The sequence below is a fragment of the Parapedobacter sp. GCM10030251 genome (genome assembly GCF_042666505.1).
Taxonomy (GTDB): domain Bacteria; phylum Bacteroidota; class Bacteroidia; order Sphingobacteriales; family Sphingobacteriaceae; genus Parapedobacter.
On the sequence record NZ_JBHTDN010000011.1, the window covers coordinates 12,872 to 31,130 of the forward strand.

At 48.7% G+C, this 18,259-nt stretch carries 17 protein-coding genes; 10 read left to right on the plus strand and 7 right to left on the minus strand.

Annotated elements, in window-relative coordinates; all coding sequences use genetic code 11:
- Positions 1-42: 42 nt before the first annotated feature.
- Positions 43-921, minus strand: coding sequence for a bifunctional 5,10-methylenetetrahydrofolate dehydrogenase/5,10-methenyltetrahydrofolate cyclohydrolase (locus ACFQRK_RS20685; protein ID WP_379010059.1), 879 nt, complete (start codon positions 919-921; stop codon positions 43-45).
- 47 nt (positions 922-968) lie between these two features.
- Positions 969-2,759, minus strand: a complete 1,791-nt coding sequence (lepA, locus tag ACFQRK_RS20690; RefSeq protein ID WP_379010060.1) for a translation elongation factor 4 — start codon at positions 2,757-2,759, stop codon at positions 969-971.
- 170 nt (positions 2,760-2,929) lie between these two features.
- On the opposite strand from lepA, the gene ACFQRK_RS20695 reads away from it, so the two are divergent.
- Entirely contained in the window at positions 2,930-3,910 is a 981-nt protein-coding gene (locus ACFQRK_RS20695; RefSeq protein WP_379010062.1) for a GlxA family transcriptional regulator, read from the plus strand.
- Positions 3,911-3,922: 12 nt separating this feature from the next.
- Positions 3,923-4,477 carry a hypothetical protein gene (locus ACFQRK_RS20700; protein ID WP_379010063.1) on the plus strand — a complete coding sequence of 185 codons (555 nt, stop codon included), beginning with the start codon at positions 3,923-3,925 and terminating at the stop codon, positions 4,475-4,477.
- Positions 4,478-4,480: 3 nt separating this feature from the next.
- On the opposite strand, the gene ACFQRK_RS20705 is transcribed toward ACFQRK_RS20700, so the two are convergent.
- Positions 4,481-5,593: a Gfo/Idh/MocA family protein gene (locus ACFQRK_RS20705; protein WP_379010064.1), complete on the minus strand. Its 1,113-nt coding sequence runs from the start codon at positions 5,591-5,593 to the stop codon at positions 4,481-4,483.
- Positions 5,594-5,669: 76 nt separating this feature from the next.
- On the opposite strand from ACFQRK_RS20705, the gene ACFQRK_RS20710 reads away from it, so the two are divergent.
- The 6 genes from ACFQRK_RS20710 to ACFQRK_RS20735 all read left to right on the plus strand — a co-directional run bounded on the left by ACFQRK_RS20710 (position 5,670) and on the right by ACFQRK_RS20735 (position 10,973).
- A complete protein-coding gene (locus ACFQRK_RS20710; RefSeq protein ID WP_379010065.1) occupies positions 5,670-6,215 on the plus strand; it encodes an OmpA family protein in 546 nt (181 codons plus the stop codon).
- 9 nt (positions 6,216-6,224) lie between these two features.
- The gene (locus ACFQRK_RS20715) at positions 6,225-7,403 is read left to right on the plus strand and encodes an AIR synthase related protein (RefSeq protein WP_379010066.1); all 1,179 of its coding nucleotides are present in this window, start codon (positions 6,225-6,227) and stop codon (positions 7,401-7,403) included.
- 8 nt (positions 7,404-7,411) lie between these two features.
- Positions 7,412-7,831: an ATP-dependent zinc protease gene (locus tag ACFQRK_RS20720; protein ID WP_379010067.1), complete on the plus strand. Its 420-nt coding sequence runs from the start codon at positions 7,412-7,414 to the stop codon at positions 7,829-7,831.
- Between the two features lie 43 nt (positions 7,832-7,874).
- Entirely contained in the window at positions 7,875-8,801 is a 927-nt protein-coding gene (gene rimK / locus ACFQRK_RS20725; protein WP_379010068.1) for a 30S ribosomal protein S6--L-glutamate ligase, read from the plus strand.
- Positions 8,802-8,882: 81 nt separating this feature from the next.
- Complete coding sequence (lgt, locus tag ACFQRK_RS20730; protein WP_379010069.1) at positions 8,883-9,710, plus strand: prolipoprotein diacylglyceryl transferase; 828 nt, start codon at positions 8,883-8,885, stop codon at positions 9,708-9,710.
- A 45-nt stretch (positions 9,711-9,755) separates the two neighbouring features.
- Complete coding sequence (locus ACFQRK_RS20735) at positions 9,756-10,973, plus strand: multidrug effflux MFS transporter (protein ID WP_379010070.1); 1,218 nt, start codon at positions 9,756-9,758, stop codon at positions 10,971-10,973.
- Here the strand turns inward: ACFQRK_RS20735 and aroQ are convergent.
- Together aroQ and ACFQRK_RS20745 are read right to left on the minus strand one after the other, a co-directional pair.
- The gene (gene aroQ / locus ACFQRK_RS20740) at positions 10,912-11,334 is read right to left on the minus strand and encodes a type II 3-dehydroquinate dehydratase (protein ID WP_379010072.1); all 423 of its coding nucleotides are present in this window, start codon (positions 11,332-11,334) and stop codon (positions 10,912-10,914) included. The two genes, ACFQRK_RS20735 and aroQ, sit on opposite strands and share 62 nt — an antisense overlap.
- A 72-nt stretch (positions 11,335-11,406) precedes the next feature.
- Positions 11,407-13,047, minus strand: a complete 1,641-nt coding sequence (locus ACFQRK_RS20745) for a gliding motility protein RemB (RefSeq protein ID WP_379010074.1) — start codon at positions 13,045-13,047, stop codon at positions 11,407-11,409.
- A 200-nt stretch (positions 13,048-13,247) separates the two neighbouring features.
- Here ACFQRK_RS20745 and ACFQRK_RS20750 point away from each other — a divergent pair, with 200 nt between their 5' ends.
- Complete coding sequence (locus ACFQRK_RS20750; protein ID WP_379010075.1) at positions 13,248-14,672, plus strand: glycoside hydrolase family 125 protein; 1,425 nt, start codon at positions 13,248-13,250, stop codon at positions 14,670-14,672.
- On the plus strand, positions 14,627-15,502 hold the full coding sequence (gene murI, locus ACFQRK_RS20755; RefSeq protein ID WP_379010076.1) for a glutamate racemase: 876 nt from the start codon (positions 14,627-14,629) through the stop codon (positions 15,500-15,502). Before ACFQRK_RS20750 ends, murI begins: the two co-directional genes overlap by 46 nt.
- A gap of 1 nt (position 15,503) precedes the next feature.
- Here murI and ACFQRK_RS20760 read toward each other — a convergent pair whose 3' ends face one another.
- A complete protein-coding gene (locus ACFQRK_RS20760) occupies positions 15,504-15,965 on the minus strand; it encodes an OmpA family protein (RefSeq protein ID WP_379010078.1) in 462 nt (153 codons plus the stop codon).
- 105 nt (positions 15,966-16,070) lie between these two features.
- Positions 16,071-18,236 carry a glucoamylase family protein gene (locus ACFQRK_RS20765; protein ID WP_379010080.1) on the minus strand — a complete coding sequence of 722 codons (2,166 nt, stop codon included), beginning with the start codon at positions 18,234-18,236 and terminating at the stop codon, positions 16,071-16,073.
- Between the last annotated feature and the right edge of the window lie 23 nt (positions 18,237-18,259).

Here is an 18,259-nt window from a genome sequence, read left to right on the forward strand (position 1 = left end):
CGGAGGCCGCTGAACTATTAAAAATGGTATTCACTTTCAATTTCAATAAATACTTCCCTTTGCGGCTTCTAATGTATTTTTTAGTAGCCCCACAATGGTCATTAATCCAACGCCCCCCGGTACTGGCGTTATCCATGACGATTTGGGTGCAACCTGCTCGAAATCGACATCGCCATAAAGCTTATAACCTGATTTGGTTAAGCTACTTACCTCTCTATTCATACCTACGTCAATCACGATCGCTCCTTCCTTCACCATATCAGCGGTGATAAAGTTCTTTTTGCCAACGGCGGCAACCACGATGTCAGCCCGCAATACCTCTTCTTTGATATCCCGGGTACGGCTATGGGTAAGCGTCACCGTACAATTTCCCGGTTTGCTGTTCCGCGCCAGTAGGATGCTCATGGGACTGCCTACGATGTTGCTCCTTCCCACTACCACTGCATGCATACCGGATGTGTCAATGCCATAATGGGTAAGCATTAGCAGAATACCATAAGGGGTAGCCGGAATGAAGCAAGGCAAGTTGCGTTGCATGCGGCCGAGGTTAACCGGATGAAATCCATCAACGTCCCTCCGATAGTCAATTGCTTCGGTTACCCGTTCCGGATCGATGTGTTTGGGCAGGGGAAGCTGAACAATCACTCCGTCCACTCGACTATCTGCGTTGAGCTCTTTGATTTTAGCCAGGAGTTCGTCTTCCGAAATGCTGGTATCGAAATGAATATTGGTCGACTCAAATCCCACTTGTTCACAGTTACGCATTTTGCTGGCCACATAGGTTTCGCTTGCGCCGTCGTTACCGACCAATATAGCAACAAGATGAGGTTTCCGACCAGTCTTTGTTAGAAAGGCCGCAGCCTCCTGTTTGATATCTTCCTTGATTTTCGCTGATACGAGTTTACCGTCTAATAGATTCATGATAATTGAAAATTGAAAGTTGAAATTGAAAGTTGAACGTTATGCGGCTAATCCAACTTCAGCACGGCCATGAATGCCGACTGGGGAATTTCCACATTCCCAACTTGACGCATTCGCTTCTTACCTTTCTTTTGCTTTTCGAGCAGCTTACGTTTACGGGAAATATCCCCTCCGTAACATTTAGCGGTCACATCTTTGCGTAACGCCCGGATATTTTCGCGGGCGATGATTTTTGCACCGATTGAAGCTTGTATGGCGATTTCAAACTGTTGCCGCGGTAGCAGCTCTTTTAACTTTTCGCATATTTTCTTTCCGAATTCGTAGGAATTGCTCCGGTGGATAAGCGACGACAGGGCGTCAACGGGTTCACCGTTCAAGCGGATATCCAGCTTAACCAGATCCGACTGCCGATAGCCGATTTGATGATAATCAAAAGAAGCGTATCCCTTCGATATGGTTTTCAGCTTATCGTAAAAATCAAAGACGATTTCGCCCATAGGCATTTCGAACACCAGCTCCACGCGGTCTGCCGTGAGGTAGGATTGATTGATGATGATCCCGCGCTTCTGGATACAGAGAGACATCACAGGCCCCACAAATTCAGCCTTCGTGATGATGTTGGCTTTGATATAGGGCTCCTCCACATAGTCCAATTTGCTGGGATCGGGCAGGTCCGATGGGTTATGCACAACAATTTCTTGCTGGTCTTTCGTAAGATAAGCCTTGTAGGAAACGTTCGGCACCGTGGTAATCACCGTCATGTCAAATTCCCGTTCGAGGCGTTCCTGGATAATTTCCATGTGCAGCATGCCGAGAAAGCCGCAACGAAAGCCAAACCCAAGCGCGGCGGAGGACTCCGGTTCAAACACCAGCGAAGCATCGTTAAGCTGCAGGCGATGCATGCTCTCGCGCAATTCTTCAAAATCCTCCGTATCTACCGGATAGATTCCGGCAAATACCATCGGCTTTACCTCTTCAAATCCCTTTATTGCGTCCTTGCTCGGGCGCGCAACATGGGTAATGGTATCCCCCACTTTTACCTCCCTTGCCTCTTTGATACCGGAGATGATGTAACCCACGTCGCCCGTGCGGATAACCTCTTTGGGCACTTGATTGAGACGCAATGTACCTATTTCGTCGGCAATATATTCTCGGCCAGTAGCCATAAACTTTACCTTATCACCCTTGCGTATTTCTCCGTTTTCTACTTTGAAATAAGCCATGATGCCCCGAAAGGAGTTAAATACGGAATCAAAAATCAAAGCTTGCAAAGGTGCACCCGGATCGCCGACGGGCGACGGGATGCGATCTACAATCGCGTTCAGGATATCTACCACACCGAGGCCGGTTTTTCCCGAAGCCGGAATGATATCTTCCCGCTTACCACCTATCAGATCCACAATCTGGTCTTTCACTTCCTCAGGCATTGCTCCGGGCAGGTCCATCTTGTTAAGTACGGGAATGATTTCCAGATCGTGTTCCAGCGCCAGGTATAAATTGGAGATGGTCTGCGCCTGAATCCCTTGCGAAGCATCCACAATAAGCAAGGCTCCCTCACAGGCGGCAATGGACCGGGATACTTCGTATGAAAAATCCACGTGCCCGGGGGTATCTATGAGATTCAACACATACTCCTGCCCGTCTTTTACATAATTCATCTGAATGGCGTGGCTTTTGATGGTGATGCCCCGCTCCCGCTCCAAGTCCATGTTATCCAAAAGCTGGGCCTGGGCCTCCCGTTGGGTAATGGTATTCGTAAACTCCAACAACCTATCTGCCAGTGTACTTTTACCGTGGTCTATGTGCGCAATGATACAAAAATTGCGAATATGGTTCATTCGAAAATAATTTTAGCAGAAGCGGCTTTGTGAAACCGCTACTCATCGCTTCGCGTTGGCGCTGATAGACGGGATTCATGCAAATCGACTTCAAACGGCAAAGATAGTTTTTTGAGAGAATATTTACGGATGGGTTTGTATCTTTGAGGTGAAATTAATCAGGTGATGCTATGCGATTGTCCATTCTTCTGACAAGTAAATACCGATTATTGAGCCTTGCTGCGATCGTGGACGTATTTGAAACGGTCAACCGCTTCTTGCACGAAGAAGGTAAATCGGAATTGTTTGAGATCAGCTTCGCGGGTGCCTCCGATACAGAAGTGATTCCAGACAGCCTTAGCCATATTGCCTATGTGCCGATCGGCAGAGGCCAATCCTACGATCTGATTTTTATTCCCGCTTTCGGACAGGTCGATATGGCGAAGACGCTGGAAGACAACCGGTGCTTTATTCCCTGGCTTCATGAGCAGTATGCACGGGGTGCTATATTGGCTAGCAACTGCACGGGAGCCTTTTTATTGGCCGCTTCCGGATTGCTCGACGATCGTCGTGCTACCACACACGTGGATGCGGTGGAGAAATTGGCGGCATATTTCCCAAAAATCAAACTGGAACAGGATGCGGTGGTAACGCACGATGCCAATATTTATACAAGCGGGGGCGCGACCAGCGGGTTTCACGTTATGCTGGCGTTGATACAGAAATGCTGTGGCAGGGAGATGGCCATACGCATTGCGAAAAGTTTTGCCATTGACATGGACCGCGAAAACCAGGCATATTTCGGGCATTTTTCACCCATGGAAACACACGATGACGAATTGGTCATGCGCGTCCAGCACAAAATCAAAAATCAATTTCCCGAAATTAAGAGCATCGAGGAGGCGATTGCTGACATTCCCGCCAGCAGACGTAATTTTGTAAGAAGATTTAAACAGGCAACGGGGTTAACTCCCATACGGTACCTGCAAAAGACCAAAATAGAAGCGGCGAAACGATTGCTGGAAAACACGGAGAAGGGGTTGTTTGAGATTATGCTGTGTGCGGGATACAACGACATGAAAAATTTCCGGCAACTGTTCAAGGAAAATACCGGCATGACGCCAAAGGCGTACCGGGATAAATTTGCTATGCGCTTTGAGCCCATAATTTAACTGAGAGGGAACATGGTATTACGGATATTCTATAAATCATTATATGCATTCGTCATTTGCTCCTGCTGGGTGCTGAGCGGAAACGCCCAACCCACGCCCGGCAAGGAAAAAATTGTGATCAGTTTCCCCGGCGAATCCCGCTGGAAAAGCACCAAGATTCCCAAAGACACAAAAGGCATCCGAGGTATTGCATACACCGTAAAGGAAGGTAAGGCACAAAATGCACCCGTGAAGACCGTTACGGTGACTACCATCGACCGCCGTTACTATCCGATGAAAGCAGAAGGAACTCCCGAAGAGAAATGGGAGTTTGAAAAAGCCGGTTGTCCCGAAGCGACACTGGATATTGTCGACAGAACGACCGTAGAAGGCCGTACCTCCATTCTGTATGCCGTCGGGTCCACCAAATCACCGGAAGGGGACTGTGGATCAACGGTATTACTTACCTACGTGGCGGAAGGGCCTACGGCGCTGCATACCGTTGAGTTGGCGATTCCGCAGGAACGGTTTACCCCCGAATTGCGGCAGCAATGGCGCGATGCCTTACTGCAAAGCCGGATTGAATAACCCCTACCGCTGCGGACTATCCAACAGAACCCGTTCGCCGCGCATCGCGGATTCCCTTGCCGCTTGCAGAATTTCAACAACGATCAGGTTGTTTGACAGCGAAGACAAATCATCCGTTCCATCGGCATCGCCGTTCAGCAGGGCCGTTAGGTACGACAGATGGTCATTGAAGTACGTCGTCTCCAATGGCAAGGATTCCTGTTCACGTGCACTGGAATACCGGAGCAGTGTGTGGGCGTCCACCGCATGAAGCGAAGTGGCTTCACCGTACACCTGCAAGTCCTTGATGCTATAGGGCCAGTCCCACGAAGCTTGAATAATACCCGTTGTGCCGTTTTTGTATTCCAAAATGAGGGTTGCGTCATCATCCACCCGAGGATAGGTAGCTGGTTTGAGCTGCCTCGTCACGGCGGTAACCGCTACCGGACGTTCGCCATTCATAAGCCAAGTCATCAAATTGGCACCATAGCAGCCGAAATCAATCAATGCGCCGCCTCCGTTTTTCGTGGGATCGGTAAGCCAATTCAGAAAATCTTCGCTGCATCCGATTTCCTTTGGCCCCTGATGGCCATCTTTCACCATTACTTTTTTCAAAGGACCGATAGTTCCCTTTTCCACCAATTGTTTTAAGGTTTGGTTACTGTCATACCAGGTGGTTTCATAATTGGTAAATACGGGAGTGCGGTGTTCCGCGGCCAACTGCGCAATTCGCCGCGCCTGTTCGTTGTTGACGGCCAACGGCTTTTCTACCATCAGTGGCACCTTCAGGGGCAGGCAAACCTCGGCGACATCCACGTGTTCGGAAATGGCATTATAGGCTAACACCACATCGGGATGAATGACGTTCAGCATCTCGCCTACGGTACTAAAAAACAGGGAATCAGGCAACTCATAATTTTTTCGGTAACGATCCACCAATCGGGTATTTGCCTCAGCAATTCCTACGACCTCTATCCTCCGTTCCTGGTAAGCGCGCAGCAACGTATGTACGTGATCGTGGCTCAATCCAGCGACTGCTACCTTAAGGCGCTCCTGCGCCACAGCTCCGCCAAGTAACAGTGGGATCGCGAAAAATACGGTTAAAAAACGAAGGGTTGGCACCATCATTGTATTCATAGAAACATTATTAAATGCCAAGTATAGGAAAAATTAACAGATATTTCCTATGTTTACCGCTGTAAAGTTATTAAACATGAAAATTGTAAGTAATTGTATATTAATGTCATGCATTGGCGCATTAGCCATCTCTTACCAAGGTTGCAAGCCTAAACAAGTTGTTCTTCAGCCTTCGGCAGAAGTTGTTGAACGAGACGTCCCCGAAGAGCGGGTCGTAGCCGAACCCCAGAAAAAAGAGGCAACCCCCGCACCTACACAATCGACGCCCAGTCCGGTGTCTCCGCCGAATTATAATTTTAGAAACATTCAGTTCGAATTTGATTCATCGGTACTGAAAACCGAATCATACGCCGTTCTCGACCAAATCGGCCGGGAAATGCAAAAAGATCCCGATGCCAAATTCATCATTGACGGCCATGCGTCCGTCGAAGGCACGGCGGCCTACAACATGGAGTTGTCTATCGATAGGGCCAACGCTGTGAAACTCTATTTGGTCAACTCCGGCATCGATGGAAATAACCTAACCGTAAAGGGGTACGGTGCCACAAAACCCATTGCTTCCAATGATTCAGAGTCTGGAAGGGCGCAAAACCGACGGGTAGAAATCAGGCATGTAGAGTAAAAGGCGGGAATGGCTGATTTTAAATACAACCTGCGGGGAGTATCCGCTGCCAAGGAAGACGTACACAACGCCATCAAGAACCTTGACAAGGGATTATTCCCAAAGGCATTCTGTAAAATCATACCCGATATCCTAACGGGTGATGAGGCATGGTGCAACATTATGCATGCTGACGGAGCTGGCACGAAATCATCGTTGGCTTATGTTTATTGGCGGGAAACCGGCGATCTTTCCGTATGGAGGGGCATCGCTCAGGATGCCATTGTCATGAACCTCGATGATCTTCTGTGCGTGGGAGCGACCGATAATATCCTGCTTTCATCGACGATCGGACGTAATAAAAATCTTATCCCGGGAGAGGTTATTGCAGAGATCATTAATGGCACAGAAGAAATATTGGCAGAGCTTCGTGATCTTGGCATCGGGATCCACTCCACAGGAGGAGAAACCGCAGATGTCGGCGATCTCGTGCGTACCGTTATTGTGGATAGCACGGTTACCTGCCGCATGAAACGCGACGATGTCATTTCCAATCATCGTATCCAATCGGGCGATGTTATCGTCGGACTGGCTTCCTTTGGCCAGGCGGATTACGAACGCGAATACAACGGTGGTATGGGATCCAACGGGTTGACCTCCGCAAGGCATGACGTGTTTCACAGGTCAGTTGCTGAACGGTTTCCTGAAAGCTACGATCCTTCGGTTCCCGATGAATTGGTGTTTTCAGGCACGAAACGATTGACCGACGAAATCGAAATTCCGGGATACGGAACAGTCACTGCGGGCAAACTTATCCTGTCGCCTACACGGACGTATGCGCCCGTCATTAAGCAGGTGCTTGACAGGCATCGCTCCGATATCCATGGCATGGTACACTGCAGTGGCGGCGCGCAAACCAAAGTTCTCCATTTTATCGATAACCTGCACGTTATCAAAGACAATCTATTTGATGTCCCTCCCCTATTCAGGCTTATCCAGGAAGAATCCGGAACGGATTGGCAGGAAATGTATAAGGTATTCAATATGGGCCACCGCATGGAGTTATACGTACCGGCTGCCATTGCCGATGACATTATCCAGATCTCGGAACAATGCGGTATTGCCGCCCAGGTCATTGGCCGCGTGGAGTCAGCCAGCGTAAAGCAGGTAACCGTTAAATCCGCTTTGGGTGAGTATATCTATCACTGACCAACGTCATGCTGAAGACCATAGGTTGGAAGGAAACGATAGATTTACCGGATTTAGGCCTCTCCGGTATCTCCGCAAAAGTGGATACGGGAGCGCGTACATCGGTATTGCATTGCTCCCACATCCAACTGGTAAAAAAAGGGCGGAAACAGTATGTTGAGTTTCGCCCATTGGATGAGCGATTCGGATCGCCGCAAACACACTACACATTACCTTTCCATAGCGAGCGTAAAATCCGGAATTCTTTCGGACAGGAGGAAAATCGATATATCATAAACACCACGATCCGGCTATTTAATGAAATCCATACCATCGAGCTTTCGCTACGGGATCGCTCAGGGATGGAATTTCCTGTTCTACTGGGACGGTCGTTTATCCGCAGAAAATTTCTCGTTGATGTTTCGCGGGCAAACCTTTCGAAAAAATAAGTGTTTCTATCCATCAAGGACTTATTGACTTATTTCAGTACACGTGAAGATTGCAGTTTTATCAACCATCAAAAACCTCTATTCGACGCGCAGGTTGGTAGAGGCCGCGCGGATGCGTGGACATGAATGCGTCGTTATTGACCATAGCCAATGTTATGTGGGCATCAAACAGGGTAAACCCAGCATGCACTACAAAGGACAGGATCTATCCGACATTGACGCGGTTATTCCGCGAATCGGAGCCTCCGTTACTTTTTACGGATCGGCCATCGTGCGCCAGTTCGAAGTAATGGGAGTCATATCGGCTAATCCCAGTCAATCCATTACACGATCGCGTGACAAACTGCGGTGTATGCAAATTCTCTCTGGAGCAGGGATCGGAATGCCCATCACGGGATTTGCCCGCAGAACCCGCGACGTCGACGATCTGATCAAGATGGTGGGAGGTCCGCCGCTTGTAATCAAATTACTCGAGGGCACACAGGGCATCGGCGTTGTACTGGCGGAAACCAAAAAAGCAGCCTCATCGGTTATAGAAGCTTTTTATGGTTTGGGTAACAACATCCTCATCCAGGAATACATCAAAGAATCACGGGGTACCGACATCCGTGCATTTGTAGTGGACGGACGAGTGGTTGGCGCGATGAAGCGTACAGCCAAGGAAGGTGAATTTCGCTCCAACCTGCATCGCGGAGGCAGCGCAGAAATCATCAAACTCAATAAAGCCGAACGCGAAACTGCCGTGCGCGCGGCTAAAGAATTGGGATTAACGGTATGCGGAGTGGATATGCTGCCTTCCGACCGTGGACCATTAGTACTCGAAGTCAATTCCTCTCCGGGGCTGGAGGGTATTGAAAAAGCTACGCAAAAAGACATTGCCAGTGAAGTGATCGCATTTGTTGAAAAGCAATACATCCTCAAGCAGCAGAACCGAAAAGACCGAAAAGCGAAGGCCGGGCAAAAGTTATGATTTGCTTTTATCGTGAACGCGATTATAATTGCATATAAAAGCAAATTTATCTAAGTTTACCGACCCAAACGGATCATAACCATGATAGACACCCTGCTAGCGGCAATCCATTGGAATGTTCGCCCGGAAATATTCAGTATTGGAAGTTTCGAACTCCGGTATTATACGTTGTGTTTTCTTCTAGCATTTGTTAGCAGTTACGTGTTGATGCTCCGCATATTTAAGCGTGAGAATAAACCACAGGAGTTGCTGGACCAACTGAGCATCTATATTTTCCTGGGCACATTGCTGGGAGCGCGCCTCGGTCACTGTTTATTTTACGAGTTTGACTATTACAAAGATCACCCGTTGGAGATGCTGCTCCCCTTCACCTATGTAAATGGCGAATTCAAACTTACGGGTTTCCACGGATTGGCCAGTCATGGCGGAGCGATCGGTATATTGGCGGGCATCTTCCTCTTTTGCCGAAAGACCAAAACCGATTTTCTTTGGATTACGGACCGGCTCGTTATTGTCATTCCGCTGGCCGGCGCATTTGTTCGTGTCGGAAACTTTTTTAACTCCGAAATCATCGGTTTACCCTCAGACCTTCCCTGGGCGGTGGTTTTCGAACAAGTAGATCAGATTCCGCGGCATCCGGCTCAGCTGTATGAAGCCCTCAGTTATGTGCTTATCTTTATCTTGCTTTGGACCATCTATCATCGGAAGAGTTTTCTGAAGCCCGGGTTTATCTTTGGCATTTTCTTAATCCTGCTGTTCGGCGCACGATTCGGCCTTGAATTTGTCAAAGAAAATCAAGAAGCGTTTGAAGAAGGAATGAAGTTCAACATGGGGCAATTATTAAGCATACCGTTTGTTGCTTTAGGGGTTTATTTTCTATTCCGTCCGTCTCGAACGATAAAGAAGTAGGTAATTTTTCCAAAGCCGGAACAAAGCCGTAATTTTGTGATCTTGATGAGATCTTCTCAAAGACACGGCTTTTTTACCTTGCTTATCCTGGGGTTATTGTCTGCCATTGGTCCTTTTTCCATTGACATGTACCTTCCCGGGTTCGATTCGATTGCCCACAGCCTGCAGACCACCGTTGCGCATATTCAGTTATCACTTACGTCCTTTTTCGTCGGCATCGCTTCCGGTCAAATCATATACGGCCCGCTGCTTGATCGCTTCGGCCGCAAAATCCCCTTAATCGTCGGGTTGGTAATTTACATTGTGACGTCCCTAAGTTGCGCGCTGACCAATTCGGCCGACCACCTGATCGCTTACCGCTTTATCCAAGCACTGGGTAGCTGTGGAGGTATGGTGGCATCAAGAGCAATGGTCAGAGACTTTTATGGTCCGACGGAAAGCGCGAAGATTTTTTCCCTGCTGATGCTGGTCATCGGCGTTTCACCGATTGTGGCTCCCACCCTGGGCAGTTTTGTAATTGCCCATTGGGACTGGCACGGCATATTTCTCGTATTGGCTGCAATTACTACCTGCATACTATTGGCGGTCATCTTTTTCCTTCCCGAAAGCAAGGGTGCCAATTCCAATCTATCCCTCATGCCCCGGCCCATTATCCAATCTTATTGGCGGGTATTCAGAACCCGGCAGTTTTTTACCTACGCTTTTGCCGGCGGCCTGGCCTCTTCCGGATTGTATGCGTACCTAGCTGGATCGCCTTATATCATGATTACACTCTACGGCCTTAATGAAAAGCAGTATGGGTTGGTGTTTGCCCTGATCGCGTCGGCGCTGATCGCGGCGAGTCAGCTGAACCGCTATTTACTTAGTTCGCACAGCAGTGAGTCGGTTGCCAGAATAGCGTTGATCGTCCAATCGTCCATCGGATTGGTGCTTGCCGCCTGCTGTGTTGCCGGGATCATGAACCTCTTTGTAATGGTCGCGCTGATCTTCCTATTCCTCGGCTCGCAGGGGTTCGTCTTCCCGAATACCTCTGCGTTGGCACTTGCTCCGTTTAGCGAGCTGGCAGGCAGTGCTTCAGCATTGCTGGGTGGGCTGCAAATGGCTTGTGGCGCCTTATCATCGGGATTGGTCAGCTATCTTCACAACGGGACCACCGTCCCCATGGCAGCGGTGATGGCCGGGTGCGCTACCTTGAGTCTGTTTATTTTGCTAACAGGCTCTCCACGGCCAGTCGGTAACCATCCAGCCCAAATCCGCAGATAACTCCTTTACAGTTCTTGGCAAGGTACGAATGATGGCGGAACGATTCACGGGAATATACATTTGAAATGTGTACTTCAACCACGGGCGCTGTAACGGCTGCGATGGCATCGGCAATAGCCAGCGAAGTATGCGTATACGCTCCTGCGTTGAGCACAATTCCATCCGCTGAAAACCCTACCTCGTGTATTTTGTCAATAATCGCCCCTTCGTGATTGCTTTGAAAATACGTCAACATGACGTCCCCATACGATTGCCGGAGTGTTTCAAAATAGGTCAGGAAATCGCGGTCTCCATAGATGCCTTTTTCCCGTATCCCCAACAAATTTAAGTTGGGCCCGTTGATGATGACAATGTTGCTCATATGCCTGCAAACTTAGGAAACAATCTGCTCGTTTCAAAATTGCATACGGATCGCGAAGACGCATACCAGCTTTTAAAAATCGTAGTAAAAATTACGAAACGAGGCCCGGAGACCGAGTGTCAACATGCCGGTCTGATGATGGATACCTTGCTCGGGGACGCCATGTCTCCGATATAAAGCTCCCGCTTCGATCCGTAGGTTGTACTTTGGATTGAACAGATACGACACCCTACCGTCGGCGTACAGCAGATTGTTTTCGACTCCCTGGCCAATGTAGTTCCCATATACCCGTTGGTGCGTACCGTAAGGTTGGAAAATATCCCCGCCAAAATTGCTGCTCGAATTCGGATCGGTACCAAATTGCCCCCAAGTGCCCTGAAAGGAGAAATCAAACCGGCTGTAAGAATAATTCAGTATGCCAACCAGTTCCCTGAAATTAGCGCCCCAAGGATGCGCCAAGGGTTGTCCGTAATTGCTGTAGTTGCTTACCGGATCAAAATGCGCGTACGTATACGGGCGCGCCGTATTATATTCAGCAAGGAAATTCAAGTCCTTGATTCCAAACGCATCGAACCCCCGGAAGCCGAACTGCGCCGCCCATTTGTTGTTGACATGACCATTTCCGGCGAAAAACTCTTTGGCCGTAAATTCCCCCAGCAGGAATTGCCCGTATACCGTCAGGTTTTTCAACGCTTTGTATTTGGTATTTAACCCCAAATGCATTTTGTCGGGCGAAGACGTGTTTGTCAACTCAATGGGTCGCATAAAGATGATGGGATTGAAATAATTGAAATCAAATCCCCTTCGCCCTGCTGCATTTCGGCTCCCCCAGACCACCGATTGGAAAAGTCCCACCGAAAACCGGTTATCCACATTCCAGTCCAGGTATTGGAAAGCCCCCCATTTCCAATTATCGCCAGCACGTTGGAGGGAATCAAGTGAACGCGGATGCATCGGATCCAGCATGTAGGTCCACATACTTAAATACTGCACATTGCCCAACTTACCCGTTAACTTTAAAGCGGTATAGTTCGACGAAACATCCGAAAGTAGCATGGACCGGTATCCGTCGCCTATAAAGTTTTTATCATAGGCCAACGTCACGTTAAGGTACGTATTAACGGCATAGGATAAAACGGCCGATCCGTACATCCAATCCTTTTTTCTTCCGTTTTCAAGGGATTTTCCATACCCCTGTCCCGGGGTAACGGTACGGGTAAAAATATACTCATCCAAGTACTGCGGGAAAACAGCTTGATTTTCAAAGAAATTCACATACAGTGAAAATTTATCCTCGATGGTTACGCCGGCCTGTGCCCCCCTGGTATTTAGCCAAGTGGTGCGCCCATTCCCGGCAAAATCGCGCCCCACCTGAAAATCCGGAAGGAAGTCCGCATAAAATGTGTAGTCATCTTCTTTGATGTCGATCAAATGTTCGTTGTAGAGCTTGCGCCCGCCCCACGAATACCGTTCTGCTACGCCCAGTTGCATCAGCGCATCATACTTCGGTTGGAGGGAATCATCCACGATCATCGGCTTTACCGAGGTATGAAGCCTCGTATCGGTATTATATAATACACTATTTAATTTTTGGTAAAAATGATAGGAATAAGGTTGGTAAGTCGATTGGGCCCTCCCGCTGTATACACAACCGCATAGCGCTGTCAGTATCCCCATTACCCGTAAATAGTTCCCAAGTAAACGTTTTATCATTGTACAAAAAATCAGTCAGCAAAGATACGATTGCTTACCAAGAATTGAGCCATTCATGGACCTTAAAACGATCCCAAGCAAATAATGACCCATAAAACGTCCAAAACCACCGTGCTAAAACGGATATGCACGTGCGGATATCTCATTTTTTTTTGCATATTGCATCCAGATAAATAAACAGTATAACGGGAGGAATTCGCATGAAACGAAGAACATTCATTCAGCAGACCGCAGCATTGGGCGCAGGTATGTGGGCCAGCAAGCTTTCGCTTGCATCCACCACCCAGGACTATCCGGTGGTCCGTGTCCCCAAAGATCAGCGGCATTTTTCTAGCGAGGCCATAGAAGGCGCCATCGAAGCATTTAAGCAGCAGGTAAAAGACAGGGAACTGGGCTGGTTATTCGGGAATTGTTTTCCAAACACGTTGGACACAACGGTGTTTCCGGAAGAAGGGGATGGAAAGCCATACACCTATGTAATCACCGGTGATATTGATGCCATGTGGCTCCGCGACAGCTGTGCCCAGGTTTGGCCATATTTGCCCTTCATGAAGCAAGATGGCCAGCTGCAACGGCTTATTGCCGGTTTAGTCAATAAACAAAGTCAATGTATTAACATCGATCCTTACGCCAATGCATTTTACAACGATCCCACCCGTGTGGGAGAATGGGGCAGCGATCATACTGACATGAAACCCGGCATCCACGAACGCAAGTGGGAAATCGATTCGCTCTGTTATACCATCCGTCTGGCGCATGGATATTGGCGTGAGACCGGCGATAAATCTCCTTTTGACGCCGCATGGGTCTCTGCGCAACGGAACATCCTCAAAACGTTTAAGGAGCAGCAACGCAAGGAAAACCTGGGCCCCTACCGCTTCGAACGTACCACGGCACGCGGTTCGGATACGCTCCAGGTTGACGGGTATGGATACCCCGTTAATCCCGTCGGTTTGATCTGCTCTGGCTTCCGGCCAAGCGACGACGCCACGCTGCTGTCATTTCTGATTCCTTCCAACCTGTTTGCAGTGGTCAGTTTACGGCAATCGGCTACGTTGCTCAAGGAGGTAGCCAATGAATCCGCGTTGGCTGAAGAGATGCTTAAATTGGCTAGCGAAGTGGAGACGGCAATCAATACATACGGCATCATCGACCATCCAACACACGGCCGTATCTACGCATACGAGGTAGATGGTTTCGGGAGCTTCATCACCATGGACGATGCCAACATCCCAAGTCTTTTATCCTTGCCGTATCTGGGTGCCGTGGACACCAATGATCCCATATACCAGCGCACCCGTGCCTTTGTCCTATCAGAAAATAACCCGTTTTTCTTCAAAGGTTCTGCAGCCGAAGGTATCGGAGGGCCTCATATCGGCCGGGATATGATTTGGCCCATGGCCATTACCATGAGGGGACTGACATCTACCGACGACAATGAGATACGGGCCTGCATCGGGTCGCTGAAACGTACGCATGGCGACACGGGATTCATGCACGAATCCTTTCATAAAGATGATCCCAAAAAATTTACACGTAAATGGTTTGCCTGGGCAAATACATTATTTGGTGAATTTTTATGGAAAACTTACAGAGAAAGGCCATCTTTGCTGAAAGAGATTTGAGGTACGAAATGGGACCGATAGGTATATTTGATTCAGGTTACGGAGGGCTCACGGTATTCCGGGAAATCGTTGCCCGACTACCCGAATATGATTACGTGTATTTGGGTGATAATGCACGGGTGCCTTACGGCACCCGATCGTTTGAAACCGTTTATGCATATACCAAGGAATGTGTCGAAAAGCTTTTCGCCATGAACTGTCACCTCGTTGTACTGGCCTGCAACACAGCTTCGGCTAAAGCACTGCGGACCATCCAGCAGCACGATCTGCCGTTGTATGCGGATCTCCGCAAAGTACTGGGTGTGATCCGCCCTACGACAGAAGTTATCGGTGATTACACGCGTACGCGGCAAATCGGGATTTTGGCCACTCGGGGTACAGTAAAGTCCGGTTCCTACCCAATTGAAATCCAAAAATTTTTTCCCGACATCAGGGTATACCAGCACGCCTGTCCGCTGTGGGTTCCGCTGGTTGAAAACAACGAGCTGGACTCAGCTGGCGCCGCCTACTTTGTAGAGAAGGACATAAAGCAACTCCTGCAGCAATCGCCGGATATCGATACGGTTATACTCGCGTGCACGCATTATCCCCTGCTTCTTCCACTCATCAAACGTTTCATGCCTCCTCACATCCGGGTATTGGCCCAGGGACAATTAGTTGCCAACAGTCTGGCAGATTACCTAAAGCGCCACGGGGAAATCGAAAGGTTGTGTACGAAAGGCGGCGATGTCCAATTTTTCACAACGGACAATGCGGCTGATTTTGAAGAAAAGACCACTAGATTTTACGGCCAGCCGGTCAAAGCCTCGGAGCTGAATGTACTGATTTAACCTAGTTCTTACCTTTCTTACCGGTCACGATCGTGACCTCGACCCGGCGGTTTTGCTGCCGGCCTTCTTTGGTATTATTGGGAGCTATCGGTTTGGTTTGCCCATGCCCGTATGTAGTAATCCGGTTTTCACCAAGTCCTTTGTCAACCGCGTACTTTTTTACGGATTCGGCCCGCTTTTCAGACAGCCACTGGTTATATTCTGCGGTACCGGTCGCGTCGGTATGTCCGTCCACAATCAATGAGGCTCCCGGATACTCATCCAGAAGTGCCACCAATTTATCAAGTTCCTTTTTTGCCTGATCCGTCAGATAGGATGAATTAAGCGGGAACAGCACGTCCGAATCAAAGGTGACGGTGATCCCCCGGTCGGTCATTGCCGCATCCTCAAAGTCGCGTTGTACATGTTTTAAACCATCTTGGGTACCATCGATGCTGACCTGCGCCCCTGGATTAACAGCCATTTGTTTATTCTTACAAGAAGTGATGGTCACGGAACCAATCAATGCGGATATAAGGAATGGATAGAGCTTCATGCTTAACTGTGAAAAGTCCAAAAATAAAAAAATTTACTCGATGTTAAAATAATTTTCAACAACCTTCTGTATACCCGGATTTCGCGAAAACAAATCCCAGATCAACCCGCTACGGCCGTTTTCAATCATAACCACGACGGCGGCCTGATTTGCGGCGTCATAGGTGTCAGCCACGGCGTTGTTATCGATTCCGATTCCCCGGCGGAATCCATACTCCGTAAACAGCGCTTGTCCAAATTTATCATAAAACGCTCTCATGGACTGTACCGCTTCTTGTGGAAGATAAGCATAACTTGCACAGGGAATTGCGGGGTTGATTGTACATAGCGTATCCAGCGAATCTACGGATAATTCTGCACCCCATATATCCCGCGAAAATCCGCCGTAGCCCTTTTCCGTATCACGTCGTTTATACGCCTGGGTCAGATTCCTGTGATTGGCAAAATAATCCGCAAATGTATCACGCTTTGCTCGCGGGTCGAATGCCAGGAAAGGTTTATAAGCCTCCATCAGCGACGTGTCTATAGCTCCGACAGTGACCGGAAGGCTATACAATGTGGTATCTTTTGCATACGGATATTCAACGTAAGCCGGTACAGCACTTACGTTCGTCGCTTCGACTTTAACGGCAAAAGATGTATTGTTAGCCAATTCCATTACGTGAGACGAATCGGCCAATTCCCTCCGAAATCCTAGTCCGGCAGTATATGCGTTGCCGGGAAGAGCATGTTGGGGAGACGCCAAAGCAAGCACATAGCAGATAAAATCATCTCCGAAGCCGCCCAGAGGAGACGCATCCCGGAATCCGACAGTTGGCGACCATCGGTCCAGAAGGATATGTTCCTGACCTTCGATGGTAAATCGGTCCCATTCGACCGAATTCCACAAGGTGTCAATTTTTGCCGTCAGTACGTCTGCTTCTCCGCTATCGGCCTCGAAATACTGCTGCGCCGCGAGCAGTCCCTGCATCAAAAATGCGGTAGACGTTAGATTCCCTTCGGGTACCGTGTCGACCGTGAAAATCCCCTCGCCGGTGCGGCCGTCAATTTTCTCGGGAAACGCGCCATGGTATCGGTCGACCTTCCCCAGAAAGTCAACGATCCGTTGGAGTCTGCCTATTGCAGCTGTACGGGGCAGGAGCCCGCGTTCTACACCCACTAGGTACGCCAATATACTCAATCCGGTTTCCTTTACAGAAACCGTAGCATCATCCACACCAAAGTGAATCGCGTGCATGCCGCTGTTGATTTCCGTCCGCTCTATAAAATAATTCAAATGCGCAGCTTGTATGAAGTCCACCATCGCTTCATCGCTAGCGGTTTTAGGCGATGCTTCGAGCACGTTGGAAAAAGGAGATTCCAGGTATCCATAGTCGACCCACGCTATTTTATAATAGTAGGTACGATCTGAATACGGTACAAAATCTGTACATTTTTGCACAAAAATCGGTCGGATCGCTACGGGATGAAAATGCTCATTGTCTTCCGACCGGTAAATCTTTATATACCGGATGCTTGGCGTCAGGGGCAGCTGCCACGTTAAGTCCACGTGCCGGTCGTACGCCACTGCGGTCGACAAAACCGCCGGCGAAGAGAGCTTCACACGTGGCGGGTTGGCCGGCAAAAACTCTATCTGATCGATATAAAGCCAGTGAGTTTTATTGTCTGCCTCGCCTTGCAGAAACTGTATCCCATCGATGGGCATACCGGGATCCACCCCTGCAATATCGTTTAAGGGCACTTGTACATTCAACCACATGTTCGGTTGAAAATCGCGGATGTATTTACTGAGATCCATTACGTTACTTGCCTGGCCCTTTTGCGTCAACGCCATTCGGGGCAACGAAGTGATACTTGTATTGGAAACCACAAATATTTTGAAAGTCAATACGTAACCCGCCCGGGGCTGATAGCCACGCGAACCAGGCGCGTAATGAATCTGCGCACGCCAGGCACCGTTTATTGCCGAATTATATCTGAGCGATAGGGCGTTACCGGGAGTAAAGAATACGGAATCTGAAACGGGCAATTTTCCGCCCACATTTTCCACCCAGCTATCCGCGCTGTAATCCACCCGGCTATACGCATAATTGCCACCTAGTATACTGTTTTCGAACAAAACTTGGGGATACGTATCGGCTATAACCAGCGATGTACCTTTTAAAAAAAACAGGGAGAGTAAAGTAATCGTTCTAATCATAAGCTTGATTGAATTCTGTCGAT

What these genes read in the sequence shown, in the direction of transcription:
- ACFQRK_RS20705 (WP_379010064.1), bottom strand. Translation starts at nt 5,593, where the DNA reads ATGAATACAATGATGGTGCCAACCCTTCGTTTTTTAACCGTATTTTTC.
- ACFQRK_RS20715 (WP_379010066.1), top strand. Translation starts at nt 6,225, where the DNA reads ATGGCTGATTTTAAATACAACCTGCGGGGAGTATCCGCTGCCAAGGAA.
- ACFQRK_RS20745 (WP_379010074.1), bottom strand. Translation starts at nt 13,047, where the DNA reads ATGATAAAACGTTTACTTGGGAACTATTTACGGGTAATGGGGATACTG.
- ACFQRK_RS20720 (WP_379010067.1), top strand. Translation starts at nt 7,412, where the DNA reads ATGCTGAAGACCATAGGTTGGAAGGAAACGATAGATTTACCGGATTTA.
- ACFQRK_RS20695 (WP_379010062.1), top strand. Translation starts at nt 2,930, where the DNA reads ATGCGATTGTCCATTCTTCTGACAAGTAAATACCGATTATTGAGCCTT.
- ACFQRK_RS20765 (WP_379010080.1), bottom strand. Translation starts at nt 18,236, where the DNA reads ATGATTAGAACGATTACTTTACTCTCCCTGTTTTTTTTAAAAGGTACA.
- ACFQRK_RS20760 (WP_379010078.1), bottom strand. Translation starts at nt 15,965, where the DNA reads ATGGCTGTTAATCCAGGGGCGCAGGTCAGCATCGATGGTACCCAAGAT.
- lgt (WP_379010069.1), top strand. Translation starts at nt 8,883, where the DNA reads ATGATAGACACCCTGCTAGCGGCAATCCATTGGAATGTTCGCCCGGAA.
- ACFQRK_RS20710 (WP_379010065.1), top strand. Translation starts at nt 5,670, where the DNA reads ATGAAAATTGTAAGTAATTGTATATTAATGTCATGCATTGGCGCATTA.
- aroQ (WP_379010072.1), bottom strand. Translation starts at nt 11,334, where the DNA reads ATGAGCAACATTGTCATCATCAACGGGCCCAACTTAAATTTGTTGGGG.
- ACFQRK_RS20735 (WP_379010070.1), top strand. Translation starts at nt 9,756, where the DNA reads ATGAGATCTTCTCAAAGACACGGCTTTTTTACCTTGCTTATCCTGGGG.
- murI (WP_379010076.1), top strand. Translation starts at nt 14,627, where the DNA reads ATGGAAAACTTACAGAGAAAGGCCATCTTTGCTGAAAGAGATTTGAGG.
- ACFQRK_RS20700 (WP_379010063.1), top strand. Translation starts at nt 3,923, where the DNA reads ATGGTATTACGGATATTCTATAAATCATTATATGCATTCGTCATTTGC.
- ACFQRK_RS20750 (WP_379010075.1), top strand. Translation starts at nt 13,248, where the DNA reads ATGAAACGAAGAACATTCATTCAGCAGACCGCAGCATTGGGCGCAGGT.
- lepA (WP_379010060.1), bottom strand. Translation starts at nt 2,759, where the DNA reads ATGAACCATATTCGCAATTTTTGTATCATTGCGCACATAGACCACGGT.
- ACFQRK_RS20685 (WP_379010059.1), bottom strand. Translation starts at nt 921, where the DNA reads ATGAATCTATTAGACGGTAAACTCGTATCAGCGAAAATCAAGGAAGAT.